Below are 18,860 nucleotides of genomic sequence, written 5' to 3'. Positions count from 1 at the left end.
GGCGAGACGCCTTTGAATGTGGCCCCAAGGGTGTATTCCTGCTGGGCAGGAAATTAGGAATAAAATAATGAGCTGTGATTTTGAAGCACTGGCACAAGTTGGAGTTCAAGGCTTAAAGCCTTATGTACCAGGCAAAGACGAAGATGAATTAAAACGCGAGTTAGGTTTGACCAGCGTTGTCAAATTGGCCAGCAATGAAAATCCTCTTGGTATTTCAACCAAAGCCAAAGCGGCTGCAGAAGCTGTTTTGGCCGATTTAACCCGCTATCCAGATGATGCTGGCTTTTCACTTAAACAAGCGTTAATAGCACGTAATCCTGGCATTACTTCTGAGCAAATTACCCTAGGCAGTGGTTCAAACGATAACCTTGAATTACTGGCGCGAGTATTTGCTGGGCCGGGCGATCAAGTGGTGTTTTCCGAGCACGCATTTGCGGTATACCCGATTGCAACTAAAGCCGTGGGTGCCGATGCGGTGATCGTTCCCGCTAAAGAATATGGCCACGATTTAGCAGCAATGGCAGCGGCAATTACCGATAAAACAAAATTGGTTTTTTTGGCTAATCCAAATAACCCTACTGGAAGCTGGTTTGACCGCACTGCCTTTGAAGCCTTTATGGTGCAAGTGCCTGAGTCGGTAATTGTGGTGCTGGACGAAGCCTATGGTGAGTTTGTCAATTTACCGCAATATCCGCGTGGCACCGATTATATGGGGCAATATGCCAATTTGGTGGTGACGCGTACCTTTTCCAAAGCATGGGGTTTGGCCGGTTTGCGGGTTGGTTATAGTTTTGCATCGCCGCAAGTCGCCGGGTTGCTAAATCGGGTGCGTCGTCCGTTCAATGTGAATCAGATTGCAATGCGAGCCGCTGAAGCCGTATTAACTGATCAAGATTATTTGGATCGAGTGATTCAGATGAACCAAGCGGGCTACCAGCAACTGGTGAATGCCTGTGATCAGCAAGGGTGGGCTTATTTGCCATCAATCGGTAATTTTCTCTGTATCAAAGTGGCTGAAAATGCTGCGGACTCGGACCAGATATTTAATGCGTTGCTGCGCAAAGGCATTATTGTTCGGCCAGTTGCAGGTTATGGCATGCCAGAATATTTGCGGGTTAGCGTCGGTACTGAATCAGAAAACCAAGCGTTTATTGATGCACTGATTGAAGTATCTAGTGCAGGACCTGCCAATGCTAATTAACCGGCTAGTGGTCATTGGTGTTGGCCTAATTGGTGGTTCGGTTGCTCGAGATGCGCGCAAGTTTGGCTTGGTCAAAGAAATTATCGGCTGTGGTCGCGGCGAAGCTAATTTGCAAAAAGCGGTTGAGTTGGGTGTTGTCGATAGTTACACCACCGATGTTGCTGACGCAGTCAAAGATGCCGATATGGTTTTAATGGCTGCGCCGATGGGCGCTTTTGAATCGCTTTTTCGAGCCATGAAACCTGCGCTATCACCGAACACCATTATTACCGATGCCGGTAGTGTTAAAGGTTGCGTGGTTGACGATGCAATAAAGGTCTTCGGCGAAGTACCTGCTAACTTGGTGCCAGCCCACCCGATTGCTGGAACTGAAAAATCCGGTGTTGAAGCTTCGTTTGAAGGGCTTTATCGAGATCGACGAGTGCTGCTAACGCCAACCGAGCAGACTGATCCACAAGCGACTGCCAAGGTGCGCGCTCTGTGGACGGGTATTGGTGCTCGGGTCGATGAAATCGGCGTTGAGCACCATGACAAAGTGCTGGCTGCAACCAGTCATTTACCGCATTTGCTAGCTTATGGTTTGGTCGATACCTTGGCGCGAATGGATGATAGTCGAGAAATATTTTCCTACGCCGCCGGTGGTTTTCGTGACTTTACCCGAATTGCCGCCAGTGACCCGCAAATGTGGCACGACATTAACTTCACTAACCGCAAAGCCATTTTAGAAGTGCTCGATTTATATCGCGCCGATCTGGATCAGTTGCGTCATTGGATTAGCACCGATGATAGTGAATCGTTAATGACTTGTTTTAAAAACGCCAAATCCGCCAGAGATCATTTCTCCAGCATTTTTCACGCCGGAAAGCCGGGTGATGGAGACGAGTAGTTATGTCTAAAAATACGTCCGAAAAAATTAAATTTGTAACTTCAGCAGCGCGTCCTTTAACTGGCGAGCTTCGCGTGCCTGGTGATAAATCGATGTCACACCGTTCGGTCATGTTTTCTAGCATTGCCGATGGCACCAGCCATGTAACGGGTTTCTTACAAGGAGCCGATGCAATGGCGACCTTGAATAGTTTTCGCGCCATGGGCGTTGAAATTGAAGGGCCGGTTAATGGTGAATTGACCGTCCATGGTGTCGGTGTTGACGGTTTGAAACAGCCTCAAATCGATATCGATCTGGGTAATTCAGGTACTTCGATTCGCTTGCTGTCAGGTTTGCTGGCGGGGCAGTCGTTTCCGGTGGCTATGGTCGGTGATGCTTCGCTTAGCCGTCGTCCAATGGGACGGGTTGCCGATCCACTGCGCCTGATGAATGCCGATATTGAAACCGCTGAAGCTGGCCGTCCGCCACTGAAGTTAAAAGGTGGTGCTCAATTAAAAGCGATTGACTATCCAACGCCGATGGCCAGTGCTCAGGTGAAATCTTGTGTGCTGTTGGCCGGTTTATATGCCGATGGCGTGACCCGGGTGAAGGAACCTGCGATCACTCGCGATCATACTGAGCGGATGTTATCTGCCTTTGGCGTTGAAATCGGTAAAGATGATCAAGGCTGGATTTCTATTGAAGGCGGTCAGCGATTGTCTGCTTGCGATATTGATGTTCCTGCTGACATATCTTCTGCTGCTTTCTTTATGGTAGCGGCATCGATTGTGCCGGGTTCAGAGTTGTTACTTCAGCATGTAGGTATCAACCCAACCCGCACCGGTATTATCGACATTCTGCAATTAATGGGTGGCGATATTACGCTGGAAAATCAGCGAGAAATTGGCGGTGAACCGGTAGCTGATATTCGAGTTAAAGCAGCTCAATTGAAAGGAATTCATATTCCTGAACATTTGGTGCCGCTGGCGATTGATGAATTTCCGGTGTTGTTTGTAGCGGCGGCATGTGCCGAAGGCGAGACCATTTTAACCGGTGCAGAAGAGTTACGGGTTAAAGAGTCAGACCGAATTCAGGTGATGGCGGATGGTTTGCAGATTTTAGGCGTTGATGCGCAACCGACTGCCGATGGCATGGTTGTTCGTGGCGCGGGTTTGAGCGGCACTGTATCAGGTGGCGCGTTTGGTGGTGGTCGGGTAATGAGCGACCATGATCACCGGATTGCTATGAGTTTTTCGGTGGCCGGTTTGCGTTCCACGGCACCAATTGAGATAGATGGCTGCGAAATCGTCGCAACCTCTTTCCCTAACTTTGTTGAATTGGCTTGCAAGGCTGGTTTTGGCCTGCAGGCAGTTGAGGAAAATGAATGACAGTTCCTGTAATCACTGTTGATGGACCTGGCGGCTCAGGCAAAGGCACTTTGTGTCAATTGCTGGCAAGTGAGTTGGGTTTTCATCTGTTGGATAGTGGTGCGCTTTATCGAATTTCTGCTTTGGCGGCGGTTCGTGCCGGCCTAGATAAATCCCAACCTGAGCAATTGGCGGCAATGGCAGCTAAGCTGGAAATTGCTTTTTTGCCGGGTGAAGTCGGCGAGCCGACTCGAGTGCTAATGAACGGTGACGATGTCACTGCTGAAATTCGCACCGAAAAAACAGGTGAAATGGCTTCGAAAATTGCTGCATTACCTCAATTGCGCGATGCGTTGTTTCAAAAGCAGCGTGATTTTCAGATAACGCCCGGCTTGATTGCCGATGGTCGGGATATGGGTACGGTGGTATTCCCTGAAGCACCGTTGAAAATCTTTCTTACCGCCAGCTCAGAAGAACGGGCAAAAAGACGTTATAACCAGTTGAAGGCCAAGGGGCTAGATGTTAATCTTTCCGCCCTTCAGCGGGACATTGCTGAACGAGATCTGCGCGACAGCCAGCGAGCTACCGCGCCGCTTAAACCAGCTGTCGATGCTGTAATGCTGGATTCCAGTACACTCAGTATCGAGCAAGTGCTTGAAAAAGCGCTGCAATTGGCTAAGCAACGGATCTAAAACTCTCCCATGTTGAATTTTTCAGCAAGGGCTTTTTTTAACCAGGCCCATATCGCTAGATATTTTAGCTTTGTGGAGTAACTTGAAAAGGCCGCATCGGGCGCCCTTAGGAAATATTTGTAATGAGCGAAAGCTTCGCAGAACTCTTTGCCGAGTACGAAAGTCAAGAAATGAAGTCCGGTTCCATCCTGAAAGCGACTGTAATCGCTATCGATCGGGAAATGGTAACTGTTGACGCAGGTTTAAAATCTGAAGGTTTCATCCCTGTAGACGAGTTCTACGGTGATAATCGTCAGTTAGAAATCGAAGTCGGTGACGTGGTAGACGTTGCACTGGAATCTGTTGAAGACGGATTCGGTGAAACTCGCATGTCTCGCGAAAAAGCCAAGCGTGCTGAAGCTTGGGGCGTTCTTGAGGCTGCCTTTGAAGCTGAAGAAGCTGTTAAAGGTGTTATTTCTGGCAAGGTTAAGGGTGGTTTCACCGTTGATATCAGCACTATCCGTGCGTTCTTGCCTGGTTCTCTGGTTGACGTTCGTCCAGTTCGTGATACGACTCACCTGGAAGGCAAAGAGCTCGAGTTCAAGGTTATCAAGCTTGACCAGAAGCGTAACAACGTTGTTGTTTCCCGCCGTGCCGTTGTAGAACAAGAAAGCAGTGCAGAACGTGAGCAGTTGCTGGAAAATCTGCAAGAAGGTATGGAAGTTAAGGGTATCGTTAAGAACCTGACTGACTACGGTGCATTCGTAGATTTGGGCGGCATTGATGGTCTGTTGCACATTACCGATATGGCTTGGAAGCGCGTTAAGCATCCTTCAGAAATCGTAAATGTTGGTGATGAAATCAACGTTAAGGTTCTGAAGTTTGATCGCGAGCGTACTCGTGTATCTTTAGGCCTGAAGCAGTTAGGCGAAGATCCATGGGTCGAAATCAGTCGTCGTTACCCAGAAAGCACGCGTCTGCGTGGTCAAGTGACTAACATCACTGATTACGGTTGCTTCGTTGAAATCGAAGAAGGCGTTGAAGGTCTGGTACACGTTTCTGAAATGGATTGGACCAACAAAAACGTTCACCCAAGCAAAGTTGTTCAGCTGGGTGAAGAAGTTGAAGTTATGGTTCTGGATATCGACGAAGAGCGTCGTCGTATCTCTCTGGGCATTAAGCAATGCCAGACCAATCCATGGGAAGATTTCGCGACTACCAAGGCTAAAGGCGACCGTGTTTCCGGTAAGATCAAGTCAATCACTGACTTCGGTATCTTCATCGGCTTGGACGGCGGCATCGATGGTCTGGTTCACTTGTCTGACATCTCCTGGACTGCAGCTGGCGAAGAAGCCGTGCGTCAGTTCAAGAAAGGCGACGAGTTGGAAGCAGTTGTACTGTCTGTTGATCCTGAGCGTGAGCGTATCTCACTGGGTATCAAGCAGATCGAAGAAGACCCATTCAATGGCTTCGTAGCGACTAACCCACGTGGCACTGTAGTAACCGGTAAGGTTATTGAAGTTGACGCTAAGGGCGCAGTTATTCAGTTAACTGACAGTGTTGAAGCCTACTTGCGCGCATCTGAAATCTCTCGTGACCGTATCGAAGACGCTACTAAAGTGTTGACGGTTGGTGACGAAGTTGAAGCTAAGCTGATCAGTGTTGATCGCAAAGCTCGCAGCCTGAGCCTTTCCATTAAGGCGAAAGACAGCGAAGAAGAGACCGTTGCAATGGATGATTACACTCGTCGTACTGAGGAGCTAGTTGCTCCTGCGACTTTGGGTGATTTGATCAAGCAACAGATGCAAGGCAAGTAATTTACCTAATGCATTAGTGCTTTATTGAGGCTGGCCAAGGTCAGCCTCAATTATTTTGTGTAGTATCCCCTTGTTTTCAAGTTATTAGTCAGAGTTATTTCTATGACCAAATCCGAGCTGATCGAAAGGTTAAGCCTTAAGCAGCCACACTTGTCCTATAAAGATGTGGAAATGTCAGTAAAAACCCTCTTGGAAGAGATGGTTGGCTCCCTGGAAAATGGCGAGCGCATTGAGATTCGCGGGTTCGGCAGTTTTTCCTTGCATTACCGTGCACCTCGTAACGGTCGTAATCCAAAGACCGGCGAAACTGTTGCATTGGACGGCAAATTTGTGCCGCACTTTAAGCCAGGTAAGGAATTGCGCGAACGCGTAAATGAGAAATTTGCTGATTAGTCTTAATCAGTAATTTCCAAATTAAAAAAAGCGGCGTACTCTTTTAGCGCCGCTTTTTTTATAGCTGCAGTTTGAGTAGGCAAAAAAATAAGCATCAAGAAGTGCGCATGGATAGCAGTCCGTGAAGTTGCATGATGGTAAGTCTGCGTGATGGTACATATGCATATAGGTGGAGCGATGAGAACAATAAGAATTTTGATAATGCTAACCCTGTCTCTGGCGATAGTAGGTTATGGTATCGGTTTTGGCATGATCAATTCCGAGACGATCACTATTAACTATTTGTTGGTTGAGCAAAGCTGGCCGGTTGGCTTGCATGTATCGCTTGCCTTGTTGTTAGGTGCGAGTGCCGGTTTTATTGCAGCGTTGGGGTTTACGTTAAAAAAGAATCCCCCACGGGAGGGTTAAATTAAATGGTTGAAGCGCTATTTATGCTGGCGGTGGCTTTAATCCCGCTAGCGGCTATCTCGGGATGGTGGATAGGTGCGCGTCAAAAAAAGCATGCTGAATCTGGCGAATTGTCACAGCAGTATGTTGCCGGATTAAATTTTTTATTGAGTGAGCAGCCAGATCTTGCGGTTGATTCTTTTGTTAAATTAGCTGATCTGGATAAAAATGCCGCCGAAGCACATCTGGCTTTAGCGCATCAATATCGAAGTAAAGGTGAAGTTGATCGAGCGATTCGCTTACATCAAAATCTAATTGCTCGTCCTAATCTTTCTGGTTATATCCGCGATCTAGCATTGTTCGAATTAGGGCTAGATTACATGGCTGCTGGTATCTATGAGCGAGCTGAGGGTATTTTTAGCGAGCTAATCACCAAAAAAGATTACCGCCGCCGCTGCCAAGACCAGTTACAAAAACTGTATCAAACTGAAAGCGAATGGCAAAAAGCGATTGAGGTTTTGCGTCAGCGTAAAGCTTCTGAAGTTGGGCCAGTGGTTGCGCACTATTATTGCGAATTGGCGGATCAGAGTTGTAAGGCGGATGAATTATCGACTGCATTAAAATTTGCCAATAAGGCGATAGCGGCAGATCGAAACTGCGTTAGAGCGAGTTTGTTGATTGCGCATCATTATCAGGTTTTGGGTAATCATCGATCGGCAATCCGACACCTAGAGCAGGTGGCTGAGCAGCAAGCCGATTTTTTGCCAGAAGTGTTGCCGCTTTTAAAAGAAATTTTTGATCAGACCGGCAATCATCCAACTCGAATTAATTTATTAAAGCGCTTTAGTCAGCAATCTGAATCGATTGCGATTGTATTGGCGTTGGTTGATGCAATCAGTGTTGCTGAAGGTCAAAAGGCTGGTAGTCAGACGCTAATTCAGGCAATGAAGCAAAAGCCCTCGCTACGTGGCGTTGAGCGATTGATTGAATTGCAGTTGCCCAGTTGTTCGGAAAGTGCAGAGAGTTTGCAGGTTATTCAACAGCTGGTCAGTCAGCTCGTTCAAAACAAGCATAAATACCGCTGTTATAAATGTGGCTTTAAAGGCAACCAATTGCATTGGCAATGTCCCGCCTGCAATGACTGGAATAGCGTACGTCCGGTCATTGGTGCAGAAGGGGCGTAATCAGTTGTAATGCGTTCCTATCAAAGCAAAGCAAAGCAAACGATCCTAGGTACCCGGTCAGTTGCAGTGCATTCGCAAGGCAGTATTTTCGATTCAAAATATTCAAAGTAAAATATAATCAGGACAAAAAGTATGGCTGAAAACAATCAAGCAGATTATGAAGTGCACACCAATTGCAGGGTATTGGTCGCGCTGGATTTTAATAATCCTCAAGATGCGCTGGCTTTTGCTGATCAAGTTTCTCCTTCTCAATGTCGCTTAAAAGTAGGTAAAGAATTATTCACTTTGGCTGGACCGCAGTTGGTTGATCAATTGCAGCAAAAGGGTTTTGAAGTTTTTCTTGATTTAAAATTCCACGATATTCCAAATACAGTTGCAGCGGCGTGTAAAGTTGCTGCTGAAATGGGCGTCTGGATGGTTAATATTCATGCCAGTGGCGGCGTAAAAATGATGCAGGCAGCAAAAGAAGCTGTTGCATCAGTGGCACCTAAAAATGGCAGAGCTAAAACCAAGTTAATTGCAGTGACAGTTCTAACCAGCACTTCAGAGCAAGATTTTGCTCAATTGGGTTTTAGTGGCTCGATTGAGCAACAAGTAGTTAATTTAGCCAAACTAACTTATCAAGCGGGTTTGGATGGTGTGGTTTGTTCGGCGCGAGAGGCAGAAGTTTTACGCCGAACAATCGGTGAAGATTTCCTTTTGGTAACGCCAGGCATTCGTCCCGAGGGCTATGCCAAGGACGACCAAACTCGAATTGTTACACCGCGTCAGGCACTGATCAATGGATCCAGTTACTTAGTGATTGGTCGGCCAATTACTAAGGCTGAAAATCCACAGTTAGCTTTGCAACAAATCAATCAATCAATTAAGGGCTTGTAGTTTTTTTGAAGTGATAAGTTTTTGTTTGAGTGATCTCTACACACATGCTTTTTTAAATAGATAGAAATCATCTTGTAATAAAAGTGTCGTTTAACCACGATTAAAACGCTTTGATATTTGATTTTGGTGTAAATCGTCAAGATTGAATTTCAAGGCGTTTTTATTTGCAGGTTATTTTGAAAGGTTGAGTCATATTTTTCGGTAAAACAAATCATTGTTACCCGGTGTGGCTTGCATCAATAACAACAAGGAGACGTTGTATGAAATTTGCCAAGGTTGGCTGGTTTGTATTGTTATTTTCTAGTGCCATTCTATCGTTTTCAGGTATGGCCACTGCAGAGTCATCTACCAAATCGACGCTGGCTCAAACTGCAGTTCAAGCTGAGTCGGTAATCGATATCAATCAAGCATCGGCTGAACAAATTGCTGATGCTTTAAAAGGTGTTGGTCTTTCCAAAGCACAGGCCATTGTCGCTTATCGAGAGGTACATGGGCCATTTGTTAAGGCTGAAGAGCTGATTAAAGTGAAGGGTATTGGCCAATCGACTGTGGCAAAAAATATCCAGCGTATTCAAATTAATCTGCAATAGTTTTGTATCTGCCCAGGCCTAACAAACCAATTTCGGTCAGCGTCCGGTTTGTTAGGTTTTAGGCAGGTAGTCCATAGTGAGTGGGCAAGAGCGAGTTTGTGATATCGGTGGCTGCATAAATCTGGCAAAAGCGTATAATCTGCGCCAATTTGTTCCCTTGGTCTTAGAGACGGACGCTATTTATGAAAATGATTCAGGTTGCCGATATTGAAGTCGCCAACGATTTGCCGATGATTTTGTTGGGCGGCATGAACGTGCTGGAATCCCGTGATATGGCAATGACGATTGCTGAAAAGTATGTTGAAGTGACACGCAAACTGGGCATTCCATATATTTTCAAAGCGTCTTTTGATAAGGCGAATCGTTCTTCTATCAACTCTTATCGTGGTCCGGGTATTGATGAAGGCTTGAAAATTCTTCAAGAAATCAAAGACACGTTTAATATTCCTGTAATTAGCGATGTTCACGAGCCAAGCCAGGCGCTCCCTGCGGCTGAAGTGTGCGATATTATTCAGTTGCCTGCTTTCCTGTCTCGTCAAACAGACTTAGTTGAAGCGATGGCTAAAACTGATGCGGTTATCAATATCAAGAAAGCGCAATTTTTAGCACCACGTGAAATGGGACATATCCTGAAAAAGTGTGAAGAAGCAGGCAATGAAAACCTGATTCTCTGTGAGCGTGGCAGCAGCTTCGGTTATAACAATCTTGTGGTTGATATGCTGGGCTTTGGTGAAATGAAGAAATTTGAATACCCAGTGGTATTTGACGTGACTCATTCATTGCAGTTGCCTGGTGGTACGACCACTTCAGCTGGCGGTCGCCGGGCGATGGTAACTGATTTGGCGCGAGCTGGATTGAGTCAGAAAATTGCTGGCTTGTTCCTTGAAGCGCATCCAGATCCAGAAAATGCACGTTGTGATGGTCCATGTGCATTGCGCCTCGATCAATTAGAGCCATTTTTGATACAAATGAAACAGCTGGACGATTTAGTTAAATCAATGCCAGATCTTGATACCGAATAAAAAATTCGAATTAAAAAGCCGCAAGCAAATTATTGCTTGCGGCTTTTTTTTGTCTTGAGAAAAAGCTTAGCTAAAATAGGGCGAATATCTCAAAGGTTATATGGCTAAAGTCTGTCTCTTTTTATTTGATTTGAGCGTAATCTAGTTATTCATTTCAGGTGTGCAATGCGCCTGGTAGGTTGAATTACTAGTCGAGGTTTCGCTATGGATGGCGTGATCGAAGATGTTGAACAAATGGCTGCAAAATTTGCTAATGCAGATTCTGCGCGAGGATTGCAGTTTACTCTAACTTGCAGCGAACTGGCTGATGATGTTTTTTCAGTGGTTAGTTTTGATGCAGAAGAAAAATTATCTGCACCCTATTGCTGGAATATTTCACTTGCTAGTCGGGATCATGCGATTTCAGCCAACAATGTGGTCGATTTACCGGTTAGCTTGATGATATGGCGCAATGGTCAGTTGCAGCGCAAGGTCTCCGGCATTGTCAGTTATTTCTCTAAGCAAGGCGCAGGCTTACAGCACAGTTTTTATAAACTCACGCTGGTGGCACCGTTCTATCGGTTATCATTACGAACCAATTGCCGTATTTTCCAGCAACTAACTGCCCGGCAGGTCATTGAAATATTGCTAAAAGAAATGGCAATTGAAGATTATGTTTTTGAATTAAAAGATTTTCACCAAAAGCGTGAATATTGTGTTCAGTATCGCGAATCAGATTTAGACTTTATTAATCGGATTACTGCTGAAGAAGGTATTTTTTATTATTTTTCTGCCGATAGTCAGCAACTGATTTTTTCAGATTGTTCGCAAACTTCGCCAGAGCTAGAGCCGTGTTTGTTTAATAATCAAAGCTCTGGCAATGGTAGTCAGCCATCGATACAACGTTTTGAGCAAGGCTTTCAAATAGCGCAAACCGATACCGAGTTATCAGATTATAGCTTTAAGCAGCCTTACGCTCAGCTATTTGCCGAATCTTTGGCAGATAATGCCAGCTATCAGAATAAAAATTACCAACACTTTAATTATCCCGGTCGATTTAAAGATCGAGCTAGCGGCAAAGCATTTACCCAATATCGAATGCAAGCGCTGAGAAATCGTGCTCGGCTAGCTTACGGTTTTTCAGATATTGCCGATCTTCATTGTGGCGGTCAGTTTTCATTAATTGCCCATTCAGTGATCGAGGTGGATCAAAAATGGCTAGTGGTTGAAGTTTCCCACCATGGTAATCAAGCGCAATCATTAGAAGAATCGGCCGCAAATGGCTCGACTGATTATCAGTGTAATTTTACGGTTAGCGAAGGACAGCAAAGCTGGCGGCCAGATCCAGCAAAAGCTCCGCTGGTTGATGGGCCGCAAATTGCCCGAGTGGTCGGTCCGAAAAATGAAGAAATATATTGTGATCAATATGGTCGGGTGAAAGTTCAGTTTCCATGGGATCGTTACGGCGCGAGTAATGAGCAATCTAGTTGTTGGGTGCGGGTGGCTCAGGGCTGGGCCGGTGCTGGCTTTGGCATACTGGCAATACCAAGAATTGGTCATGAAGTGATTGTTGATTTTTTAGAAGGCGATCCTGACCAGCCGATTATTACTGGGCGAACTTATCATGCAGTTAATACACCGCCTTACCCATTGCCGGCTAATAAAACTAAAACCGTGATTAAAACACGCACCCATAAAGGACGTGGTTTTAATGAGCTGAGTTTTGAAGACCGGGCGCAACATGAGCGAATCTACCTTCATGCTGAGAAAGATTACGATTTAGATATTAATCATGATCAGCAAACAACCGTTGGTAATGACCGAACAAAGTTTGTTGGAAATGATCAAAAAGAATTAATAAAACAAGATGAGATTGTTTCAATAGGCCGAAACCGTGATGAAACCATCGAAAATGATCTTACCTTGCGGGTTAATCGCGATTATAAAACACGAATTAAACGCCATTATCAAATTGAAGTGCAAGATCAGCGATTAGATGTTTGCCATGCCAGTCAGCAGCAAAAAATTAAAGGTGATTTTACTGAACTGGTAGAGGGGAAGACTCATCATAAATCGGGGCAGTCGCTGCTGTTGCAAAGCAAGACGATCACTATGACGGCGACGGACAAGCTGATTATTCAAGGGCCTGGCGGTAAGATCACTATCGATAGTGCAGGAGTGACGGTGGACTCGCCACAAATCAAACTCAATGGACAAGTCGCCGTTTCAACCGGTTCAGCTTCCAAATTGGAAGCGCTAAAAAGTGCCGCTGAAACAGGTACGCCGATTGTTGAAAATTGCCTGGATTGCCAATCATGAATGGGCAATTACTTGAGAAGAAAATAAGCTGGTTGGAAAAACAATCTCTAAATGGAAAGTTATATTGTATTGCCGATGGTGCATTAATTTCAGACGTGGTTCAAGCAATGGGTCATTACTTACCGGCTTCGAACATAGTGAGTCTTTTTAAACAATCCGACTACAAATTAGCCAGCAATGGCCCTTGGTTGTGTGATTTAAATGGACTTAAAAGCGATGAGCTTCAGTCGGTAATTCGATTGCTGTTAAGCGATGATCGCCATGCTAAGAGTGTTTGCTGGTTAGCCTCAGATCAACCAATTTTTAAAATAAAGCAGCACTTAAGTGATTATATTTATGCGCTGCCAGCTGAAAATTCTACTTTTATCGAGAGTAAACCTCGCTGGTGGCGTATTTATGATCCTCGAGTATTAGATACCTTTTTAAGCTGTAGTGACGACTCAAAAAAATCTCTTTTTTTGAGTTGCTTTGAATGGGTTGCTTATGTCGATAGTAACCCGTTTCTGGCGGATCAATCTTGGGTTGTTTGGCAACAAGATGTAATCGCGTTATCCGAATCACTCATTGCATTGCCTGAAGATTCATCAGCTTGTTCTGTCGTTTATTCGGTTAGTAGGCATGACTTTGAAAAAGATAAGTTGTTGCCAGTTAGGCAAATGATATTTCCTGATATCTCGAAAGATTTGGTGGTTTGAACATTTGAGCGTTTGTTGGGAGTTTGGTAGTTAAAAAACCTCCAGAAAATTAGAGGAGAATTTAAATGGCAATAGCAGTTGCAGTGCAAGGACACGATCATAAATGCCCGTTATATTCCGGAAAAAAAGCCCATAAAGGCGGCCCAGTTATTGGCGGTGATGGCGGTTTAACTATTAATGGAATCGCAGTGGCGTTAGTCGGGCACCCATGTAGCTGCGAAGTCGCTGGGCCAGATGTCATCGTACAAGGTGCGCCGGGACTAACTGTTAATGGGATTGCTGTGGCGCTCAAAGGTTCGCCGACGGCTCATGGCGGACAAATCACGGAAGGTGATTCGGCAATGACAGTGGCTTAAATAAAAAATGCGAATCAAGGATGATTTATGGTTTATCTACTGACTGATGATGATCTTCAGGTCTTTCAATATCAGCAATTAACAGTGTTACGAAATTCATTAATTGAACATCTGCTGACATTGCCTAACCCGCCAGATGATTGGGCTGTATTAGAACCGGTGTTAATACCACAAATTAGGCTGTTGCGCAGCTTAGGCTTTGTTGAGCTGCAGCACTTAAAGAGAATGATAGAAGCATTGCACTTTATTCCCGGCCTGTTGGGGCAAGCGTGGGTTATTAAACTGCTGAAATCGCCAGCTAAAAAAGAATCGATTAGTAAGCAACTGCAGTTGTTTGCTCAGCGGCAGTATCAAGCGAATAAAGGAGATGATTGTGCCAGTTGAGCAAAAATGCGCATGTAAAAAAGGTGCAGTAGCATTTGTTTTTGTGCCAGGGATTATGGGGAGTCGATTGTATAGTACTGACCGTGAAGATGTGGTGTGGGATCCTGCTGCGGGCTTGCATGGTGAATTATCGGGTAATTTTCTTCGGGAGACGCTGAAAAGAAAACAAGTGCTTGAAGATTTTAATGTTGAGCCTGAATGGTATATGGAAGCAGGCAGAATGCTGAAAAAGCAGTATTATCGATATGTTAAGCCTGTCACCAAAAATGTTAATGAAGCGGTAATACAGGTAGCGAGAAAATTCAGAACAGGTGCCAGTTTATCAGATCTTTTTTTGAAAGACGCAGAAAGCAGAAAGGTATTACTGGTTAACTCTGATTTGAGCAACGGCTATGAAAGGCAAGATGACCTATTGGAGGTGGATGCCGGTAGTAACGATCATTTCAGGTATGTCACAACCGTTTTTCCAGCCGAGATTGAACAAAAGCGAAAGCGGGGGTGGGGAGAAGTTACGTGGGATAGCTATGGTAATTTTTTACATTACCTAGATAAAGAATTATCACAAACCCTCAAGTGGCAAGAAGGATTTCATGGTGTTGAATTTGGTACCTTTTGTGCCGGTTATAATTGGATGCTGAGCAATGAAGTCTCTGGTAAAAGAATTAAACAAAAAGTAACTCAATTTCGACAAGAAATGGCAAAGCAAGCTGAAGTTTCTGAATCAGATGTGCAGGTCATTATGATCACTCATTCAATGGGTGGACTTGCCGCACGTTCGGCACATCTTCAAGGTGCAGAAATTGATTATATGATTCACGGTGCTATGCCAACAAATGGTTCAGCGGCGACCTACCGTAATGCTCACTGTGGCTATGACGGTATAGCAGCTCCGATACTTGGAAAAAATGCTGCAGAAGTGTCTGCTGTTCTGGCTTTTTGCCAAGGCGGACTTGAGTTGCTACCAAATCATTTGTACCAAACTATACAGCCAGATTACAAATGGTTGAAGTTAGTTGATCGTCATAAAAAAGAACATAGTCTGATTGATGCCTATCCAAGAGAGAAAATATATGACTTTTATAAGACCACATCTCAGTGGTATTCATTGTTTTCTGATGAGCTGATATCTGTGGGGGTTGAAAAGATCCCTAGAAACATCGAGCTTGTTAAGAAAAATTACATGAGAAGAATAGTTGCTGCAGGTCGATTTTGGAGTGTTTTAGGAGGAAAGTTTCACAATGATACGACAATGTTTTACTCAGAGAATTCCGAAATGCCATCTTATGATGTTTGTATCTGGTTGGAGCGAGGTGGATGTAGTGGTAATTATTCTTCATGGGAAATAATAAGCAATGATAATCATAAATGGTTTTTTGCTGCAGGGAATAAAGAAGTGGTAAATAAAGAAGAAGAAAAGAACTACCAGGCAGTCAAAAAAGCAAGCTTGCGTTCAAGTTATTGGGCTGGTCGCGAAAGTATAACTGGAAAAATACCAGGTATTTCTTTGATTAAATTGTTACCACCGTGGGCTGGTGGTGATGGAACGGTACATAAAGGATCTGGAAGAGACGTGAGATCTGAAAATGGTTCTTTAATTTCAATTGGCTTGCAAACTGAGGAAGGTCACCAGGCGTTTTTTCTTGATCATCAGGTGTCCAAGGAAATTACATCTCGTATTCAAGAGATTATGCAGGAGACTTATAAATCAAAATGTCAGGTGGCGCTATGAAAATAACGCTGGGACTGTTGTTTATTTTATCTTTGCAAGGATGCGTTAGTTCCATGGATGAACAAATTGATAAAGATTTAGGTTTGGGTTTTAACAACGTTTGTTTGGGGCGCTATCAAATGGACTTGATAGACACGATGAAAATGTCCAGCGTAATGTATGGGAATGGTGATATATCCCTTTATTGGCGCGATCCTGAAGAAGGGGAAAAAGGTATGTTTTCAGGTGATGCTAGGTATCAAAATTGGCTTGACTATGTTCACAGGAAAAAAGGAAATGATGAATTTTTTCATGTTAACTCGACTGAAGGTGTTAGTATTATTGTAGGTTATTCTTTTTTTCATGATGAATTTAATTCCGGAAGAAAAAACCATTTTTTAAATGGGTATTTTTATAAAGATTTCCCTAAAGTGAAAAAATCATTAGGGTTTGACGTGAATGGTGGTGACAGCTACGGTGTATATCCAGTTAAGGATGTAAATTACAAGAAAAAATATTATTTGTATTTAAAAGAAATTTCGATTTACCCTAAGTCGTTGATTTATCTGCTGTGGCCACACAGTCAATTGGGTGTTTGTTTAACGCCAGAATTCACCTTGAATGTTGCTAAAGCAGGCGGAGAAACGCATTACCGTACGGTTTATTGGAATGGCAAGAATGATCGTTTTCAAATGACTGCCAGAGTAATGGAAAGCAGAGAACAATTGAATAAAAAGCGCGGTATGGCGCAGAAGTTATTTGGTTTGTTTGCTAGTAAAAATCTTGATTTGGCCGGGCGAGATGGCCAGCTATTTTTGAGTGATGCGCGCTATGCCGAAGATGGTCTGGAGTTTCGCTGGGTCACCACAGATGCAAAAATTGGCTCAACCGCCAGACCTTATATTGAATTGGAGGGTACGGTGGATATGGCAAATTACCCCAAGCTTAAACAGGTTGGCATGGATGCTAGAGATATTATCGTGATTATGCTGAAAACTTTTCGAGTAAGAGAAAATGGTTTGATCGGAACCAGTTGATTTTTAATTTTTGAAAAGCAATTCGTAAAAATGGGAGCTTTAATAGCTCCCGTTTTTATGATTCATGGTGCTATGCCGACTAATGGTGCTGCAACAGCTTATCGAAATGCCCATTGTGGTTATGATGGTGGTGTAGGTTTTGTGTTAGGTAAAAATGCTGCTGAAGTTTCTGCAATGCTGGCTTTTTGCCAAGGTGGACTTGAGTTGCTAGCAAATCATTTGTACCAAACTATACAGCCAGATTACAAATGGTTGAAGTTAGTTGATCGTCATAAAAAAGAACATAGTCTGATTGATGCCTATCCAAGAGAGAAAATATATGACTTTTATAAGACCACATCTCAGTGGTATTCATTATTTTCATTGAAAATAATGTCGCCTGAGAATGACAGTTTTGATGTGGATAGCTATAGGGATGAGTACGAAAAGAGGGTTGATAAAGTTGCCGATTTCTGGCTTTTTACAGCAGGAAAATTTCATTCTGATACAGTGCTATTTTATTCGGTAAATGCTGATATGCCTTCTTATGATGTTTGTGTCTGGGGAGAACGAGGGAAATGCTCAGGTGATTATATTGAATGGGAAATAATAAGCAATGATAATCATAAATGGTTTTTTGCTGCAGGGAATAAAGAAGTGGTAAATAAAGAAGAAGAAAAGAACTACCAGGCAATCAAAAAGGCAAGCTTACGTTCAAGTTATTGGGCTGGTCGCGAAAGTATAACTGGAAAAATACCAGGTATTTCTTTGATTGAATTGTCACCACCGTGGGCTGGTGGTGATGGAACGGTACATAAAGGGGCTGGAAGAGATGCAAATTCTGAAAGCGGTTCTTTGATTTCAATTGGCTTGCAAACTGAGGAAGGTCACCAGGCGTTTTTTCTTGATCATCAGGTGTCCAAGGAAATTACATCTCGTATTCAAGAGATTATGCAGGAGACTTATAAATCAAAATGTCAGGTGGTGGTATGAGAATAATACTGGCGCTGTTATTTGTTTGTTTTTTACAAGGATGTGCTGGTTCTATGGATGAGCAGATTGATGAAGATTTAGGATTGGATTTTACTAATGTCTGTTTGGGTCGTTATCAGATGGATTTGATTGATACTTTGAAAATGTCCAGTTTGATGTATGGCAACAGATCGGTTTCATTTTATCTTGATAGTAATCTGACTGAAAGTTTGACCTTTGATGGCAGGGAAAGGTTTGATAAATGGTCAAAAAGTATTCAGAAAGAATCTAGAAGGAAGTACAGGGCATACCCGTTGAGTGATGATGTTAGGGTTATTGAATCTGAAACATTTTTTGAAAATAAATATGGCGATGAGGGTGAGAAGTTTTTATTGAAAGGTTTTTTGCTAAAAGACTTTTCATCATTAAATCGTGCAGTATATGCCAGGTTAGCATTGTCTGGCACGGAAGGTAATTTTTTAGCAAGTGATTCTGAATACCGAAATAAATTTAAAAAACTGCTGCATCCGGCGAAAGATGATCTGGATCGTCTACTTCACTTGCCTTGGCCCCACAATCAACTGGGTGTTTGTTTAACATCTGATTTTACTTTAAATGTTGCTAAGGCTGGTGGTGAGAAGCATTACCGAACCGTTTGGTGGAACGGTAAAAATGATCGGTTTGAAATTAATGTAAATGTAATGAAAAACAAAGAGGAGCTCAGTGAAAACTACGGCACGGCACAAAAGCTACTCGGCCTGTTTGCCAGTAAAAGCTTGGATTTGGCAGGGCGATCAGGGCGTTTGTTTTTAAGTGATGCTCGCTATGCAAAAGATGGTCTGGAGTTTCGCTGGGTCACCACAGATGCAAAAATTGGCTCAACCGCCAGACCTTATATTGAATTGGAGGGTACGGTGGATATGGCAAATTACCCCAAGTTTAAACAGGTTGGCATGGATGCTAGAGATATTATCGTGATTATGCTGAAAACTTTTCGAGTAAGAGAAAATGGTTTGATCGGAACCAGTTGATTTTTAATTTTTGAAAAGCAATTC

Annotated in this window: 19 protein-coding genes; all 19 read left to right on the top strand. The window is 43.6% G+C overall.

All coding sequences use genetic code 11. The features are described 5' to 3' along the window. Window positions 1–67: 67 nt before the first annotated feature. The 19 genes from hisC to DC094_RS00795 all read left to right on the top strand — a co-directional run bounded on the left by hisC (window position 68) and on the right by DC094_RS00795 (window position 18,836). Window positions 68–1,201 carry a histidinol-phosphate transaminase gene (hisC, locus tag DC094_RS00885; protein WP_116685214.1) on the top strand — a complete coding sequence of 378 codons (1,134 nt, stop codon included), beginning with the start codon at window positions 68–70 and terminating at the stop codon, window positions 1,199–1,201. Further along, window positions 1,191–2,087: a prephenate dehydrogenase gene (locus tag DC094_RS22785; RefSeq protein ID WP_116685213.1), complete on the top strand. Its 897-nt coding sequence runs from the start codon at window positions 1,191–1,193 to the stop codon at window positions 2,085–2,087. The genes hisC and DC094_RS22785 overlap by 11 nt, the downstream gene beginning before the upstream one ends. Window positions 2,088–2,089: 2 nt before the next feature. Beyond that, complete coding sequence (gene aroA, locus DC094_RS22780; RefSeq protein ID WP_116685212.1) at window positions 2,090–3,454, top strand: 3-phosphoshikimate 1-carboxyvinyltransferase; 1,365 nt, start codon at window positions 2,090–2,092, stop codon at window positions 3,452–3,454. Continuing rightward, complete coding sequence (cmk, locus tag DC094_RS00870; protein ID WP_116685211.1) at window positions 3,451–4,125, top strand: (d)CMP kinase; 675 nt, start codon at window positions 3,451–3,453, stop codon at window positions 4,123–4,125. The genes aroA and cmk overlap by 4 nt, the downstream gene beginning before the upstream one ends. A gap of 122 nt (window positions 4,126–4,247) precedes the next feature. Continuing rightward, window positions 4,248–5,921, top strand: coding sequence for a 30S ribosomal protein S1 (gene rpsA / locus DC094_RS00865; RefSeq protein ID WP_116685210.1), 1,674 nt, complete (start codon window positions 4,248–4,250; stop codon window positions 5,919–5,921). A 102-nt stretch (window positions 5,922–6,023) separates the two neighbouring features. Then, window positions 6,024–6,314, top strand: coding sequence for an integration host factor subunit beta (gene ihfB / locus DC094_RS00860; RefSeq protein ID WP_116685209.1), 291 nt, complete (start codon window positions 6,024–6,026; stop codon window positions 6,312–6,314). A gap of 177 nt (window positions 6,315–6,491) precedes the next feature. After that, window positions 6,492–6,722 carry a LapA family protein gene (locus DC094_RS00855; protein ID WP_158527185.1) on the top strand — a complete coding sequence of 77 codons (231 nt, stop codon included), beginning with the start codon at window positions 6,492–6,494 and terminating at the stop codon, window positions 6,720–6,722. Window positions 6,723–6,727: 5 nt separating this feature from the next. Beyond that, window positions 6,728–7,885 (top strand): lipopolysaccharide assembly protein LapB, encoded by a 1,158-nt coding sequence (gene lapB, locus DC094_RS00850; RefSeq protein WP_116685207.1) that lies wholly within the window; start codon window positions 6,728–6,730, stop codon window positions 7,883–7,885. A gap of 132 nt (window positions 7,886–8,017) precedes the next feature. Next, on the top strand, window positions 8,018–8,764 hold the full coding sequence (gene pyrF, locus DC094_RS00845; protein WP_116685206.1) for an orotidine-5'-phosphate decarboxylase: 747 nt from the start codon (window positions 8,018–8,020) through the stop codon (window positions 8,762–8,764). 260 nt (window positions 8,765–9,024) lie between these two features. Then, window positions 9,025–9,354, top strand: a complete 330-nt coding sequence (locus DC094_RS00840; protein ID WP_178030857.1) for a helix-hairpin-helix domain-containing protein — start codon at window positions 9,025–9,027, stop codon at window positions 9,352–9,354. Window positions 9,355–9,536: 182 nt separating this feature from the next. After that, window positions 9,537–10,376: a 3-deoxy-8-phosphooctulonate synthase gene (gene kdsA / locus DC094_RS00835; protein ID WP_116685205.1), complete on the top strand. Its 840-nt coding sequence runs from the start codon at window positions 9,537–9,539 to the stop codon at window positions 10,374–10,376. Window positions 10,377–10,580: 204 nt separating this feature from the next. After that, a complete protein-coding gene (locus tag DC094_RS00830) occupies window positions 10,581–12,674 on the top strand; it encodes a type VI secretion system Vgr family protein (protein WP_206605543.1) in 2,094 nt (697 codons plus the stop codon). Continuing rightward, the gene (locus DC094_RS00825) at window positions 12,671–13,369 is read left to right on the top strand and encodes a DUF4123 domain-containing protein (protein ID WP_116685204.1); all 699 of its coding nucleotides are present in this window, start codon (window positions 12,671–12,673) and stop codon (window positions 13,367–13,369) included. The genes DC094_RS00830 and DC094_RS00825 overlap by 4 nt, the downstream gene beginning before the upstream one ends. Before the next feature lie 65 nt (window positions 13,370–13,434). Further along, entirely contained in the window at window positions 13,435–13,725 is a 291-nt protein-coding gene (locus DC094_RS00820; protein ID WP_116685203.1) for a PAAR domain-containing protein, read from the top strand. A gap of 27 nt (window positions 13,726–13,752) precedes the next feature. After that, window positions 13,753–14,109, top strand: a complete 357-nt coding sequence (locus tag DC094_RS00815; protein ID WP_116685202.1) for a hypothetical protein — start codon at window positions 13,753–13,755, stop codon at window positions 14,107–14,109. Beyond that, complete coding sequence (locus DC094_RS00810) at window positions 14,099–15,838, top strand: lipase family protein (protein ID WP_116685201.1); 1,740 nt, start codon at window positions 14,099–14,101, stop codon at window positions 15,836–15,838. The genes DC094_RS00815 and DC094_RS00810 overlap by 11 nt, the downstream gene beginning before the upstream one ends. Then, on the top strand, window positions 15,835–16,854 hold the full coding sequence (locus DC094_RS00805; protein ID WP_116685200.1) for a hypothetical protein: 1,020 nt from the start codon (window positions 15,835–15,837) through the stop codon (window positions 16,852–16,854). The genes DC094_RS00810 and DC094_RS00805 overlap by 4 nt, the downstream gene beginning before the upstream one ends. 30 nt (window positions 16,855–16,884) lie before the next feature. Then, the gene (locus DC094_RS00800) at window positions 16,885–17,826 is read left to right on the top strand and encodes a hypothetical protein (protein WP_116685199.1); all 942 of its coding nucleotides are present in this window, start codon (window positions 16,885–16,887) and stop codon (window positions 17,824–17,826) included. Then, window positions 17,823–18,836 carry a hypothetical protein gene (locus DC094_RS00795; protein WP_133245420.1) on the top strand — a complete coding sequence of 338 codons (1,014 nt, stop codon included), beginning with the start codon at window positions 17,823–17,825 and terminating at the stop codon, window positions 18,834–18,836. Before DC094_RS00800 ends, DC094_RS00795 begins: the two co-directional genes overlap by 4 nt. Window positions 18,837–18,860: the final 24 nt, after the last annotated feature.

Source organism: Pelagibaculum spongiae (genome assembly GCF_003097315.1).
Lineage (GTDB): Bacteria > Pseudomonadota > Gammaproteobacteria > Enterobacterales > Pelagibaculaceae > Pelagibaculum > Pelagibaculum spongiae.
This window is presented reverse-complemented; position numbering and strand designations above follow the sequence as displayed.

Bases quoted from the DNA above. Each gene is read 5' to 3' on its own strand.
- hisC (WP_116685214.1), top strand. From the start codon at position 68: ATGAGCTGTGATTTTGAAGCACTGGCACAAGTTGGAGTTCAAGGCTTA.
- DC094_RS22785 (WP_116685213.1), top strand. From the start codon at position 1,191: ATGCTAATTAACCGGCTAGTGGTCATTGGTGTTGGCCTAATTGGTGGT.
- aroA (WP_116685212.1), top strand. From the start codon at position 2,090: ATGTCTAAAAATACGTCCGAAAAAATTAAATTTGTAACTTCAGCAGCG.
- cmk (WP_116685211.1), top strand. From the start codon at position 3,451: ATGACAGTTCCTGTAATCACTGTTGATGGACCTGGCGGCTCAGGCAAA.
- rpsA (WP_116685210.1), top strand. From the start codon at position 4,248: ATGAGCGAAAGCTTCGCAGAACTCTTTGCCGAGTACGAAAGTCAAGAA.
- ihfB (WP_116685209.1), top strand. From the start codon at position 6,024: ATGACCAAATCCGAGCTGATCGAAAGGTTAAGCCTTAAGCAGCCACAC.
- DC094_RS00855 (WP_158527185.1), top strand. From the start codon at position 6,492: ATGAGAACAATAAGAATTTTGATAATGCTAACCCTGTCTCTGGCGATA.
- lapB (WP_116685207.1), top strand. From the start codon at position 6,728: ATGGTTGAAGCGCTATTTATGCTGGCGGTGGCTTTAATCCCGCTAGCG.
- pyrF (WP_116685206.1), top strand. From the start codon at position 8,018: ATGGCTGAAAACAATCAAGCAGATTATGAAGTGCACACCAATTGCAGG.
- DC094_RS00840 (WP_178030857.1), top strand. From the start codon at position 9,025: ATGAAATTTGCCAAGGTTGGCTGGTTTGTATTGTTATTTTCTAGTGCC.
- kdsA (WP_116685205.1), top strand. From the start codon at position 9,537: ATGAAAATGATTCAGGTTGCCGATATTGAAGTCGCCAACGATTTGCCG.
- DC094_RS00830 (WP_206605543.1), top strand. From the start codon at position 10,581: ATGGATGGCGTGATCGAAGATGTTGAACAAATGGCTGCAAAATTTGCT.
- DC094_RS00825 (WP_116685204.1), top strand. From the start codon at position 12,671: ATGAATGGGCAATTACTTGAGAAGAAAATAAGCTGGTTGGAAAAACAA.
- DC094_RS00820 (WP_116685203.1), top strand. From the start codon at position 13,435: ATGGCAATAGCAGTTGCAGTGCAAGGACACGATCATAAATGCCCGTTA.
- DC094_RS00815 (WP_116685202.1), top strand. From the start codon at position 13,753: ATGGTTTATCTACTGACTGATGATGATCTTCAGGTCTTTCAATATCAG.
- DC094_RS00805 (WP_116685200.1), top strand. From the start codon at position 15,835: ATGAAAATAACGCTGGGACTGTTGTTTATTTTATCTTTGCAAGGATGC.
- DC094_RS00800 (WP_116685199.1), top strand. From the start codon at position 16,885: ATGGGAGCTTTAATAGCTCCCGTTTTTATGATTCATGGTGCTATGCCG.
- DC094_RS00795 (WP_133245420.1), top strand. From the start codon at position 17,823: ATGAGAATAATACTGGCGCTGTTATTTGTTTGTTTTTTACAAGGATGT.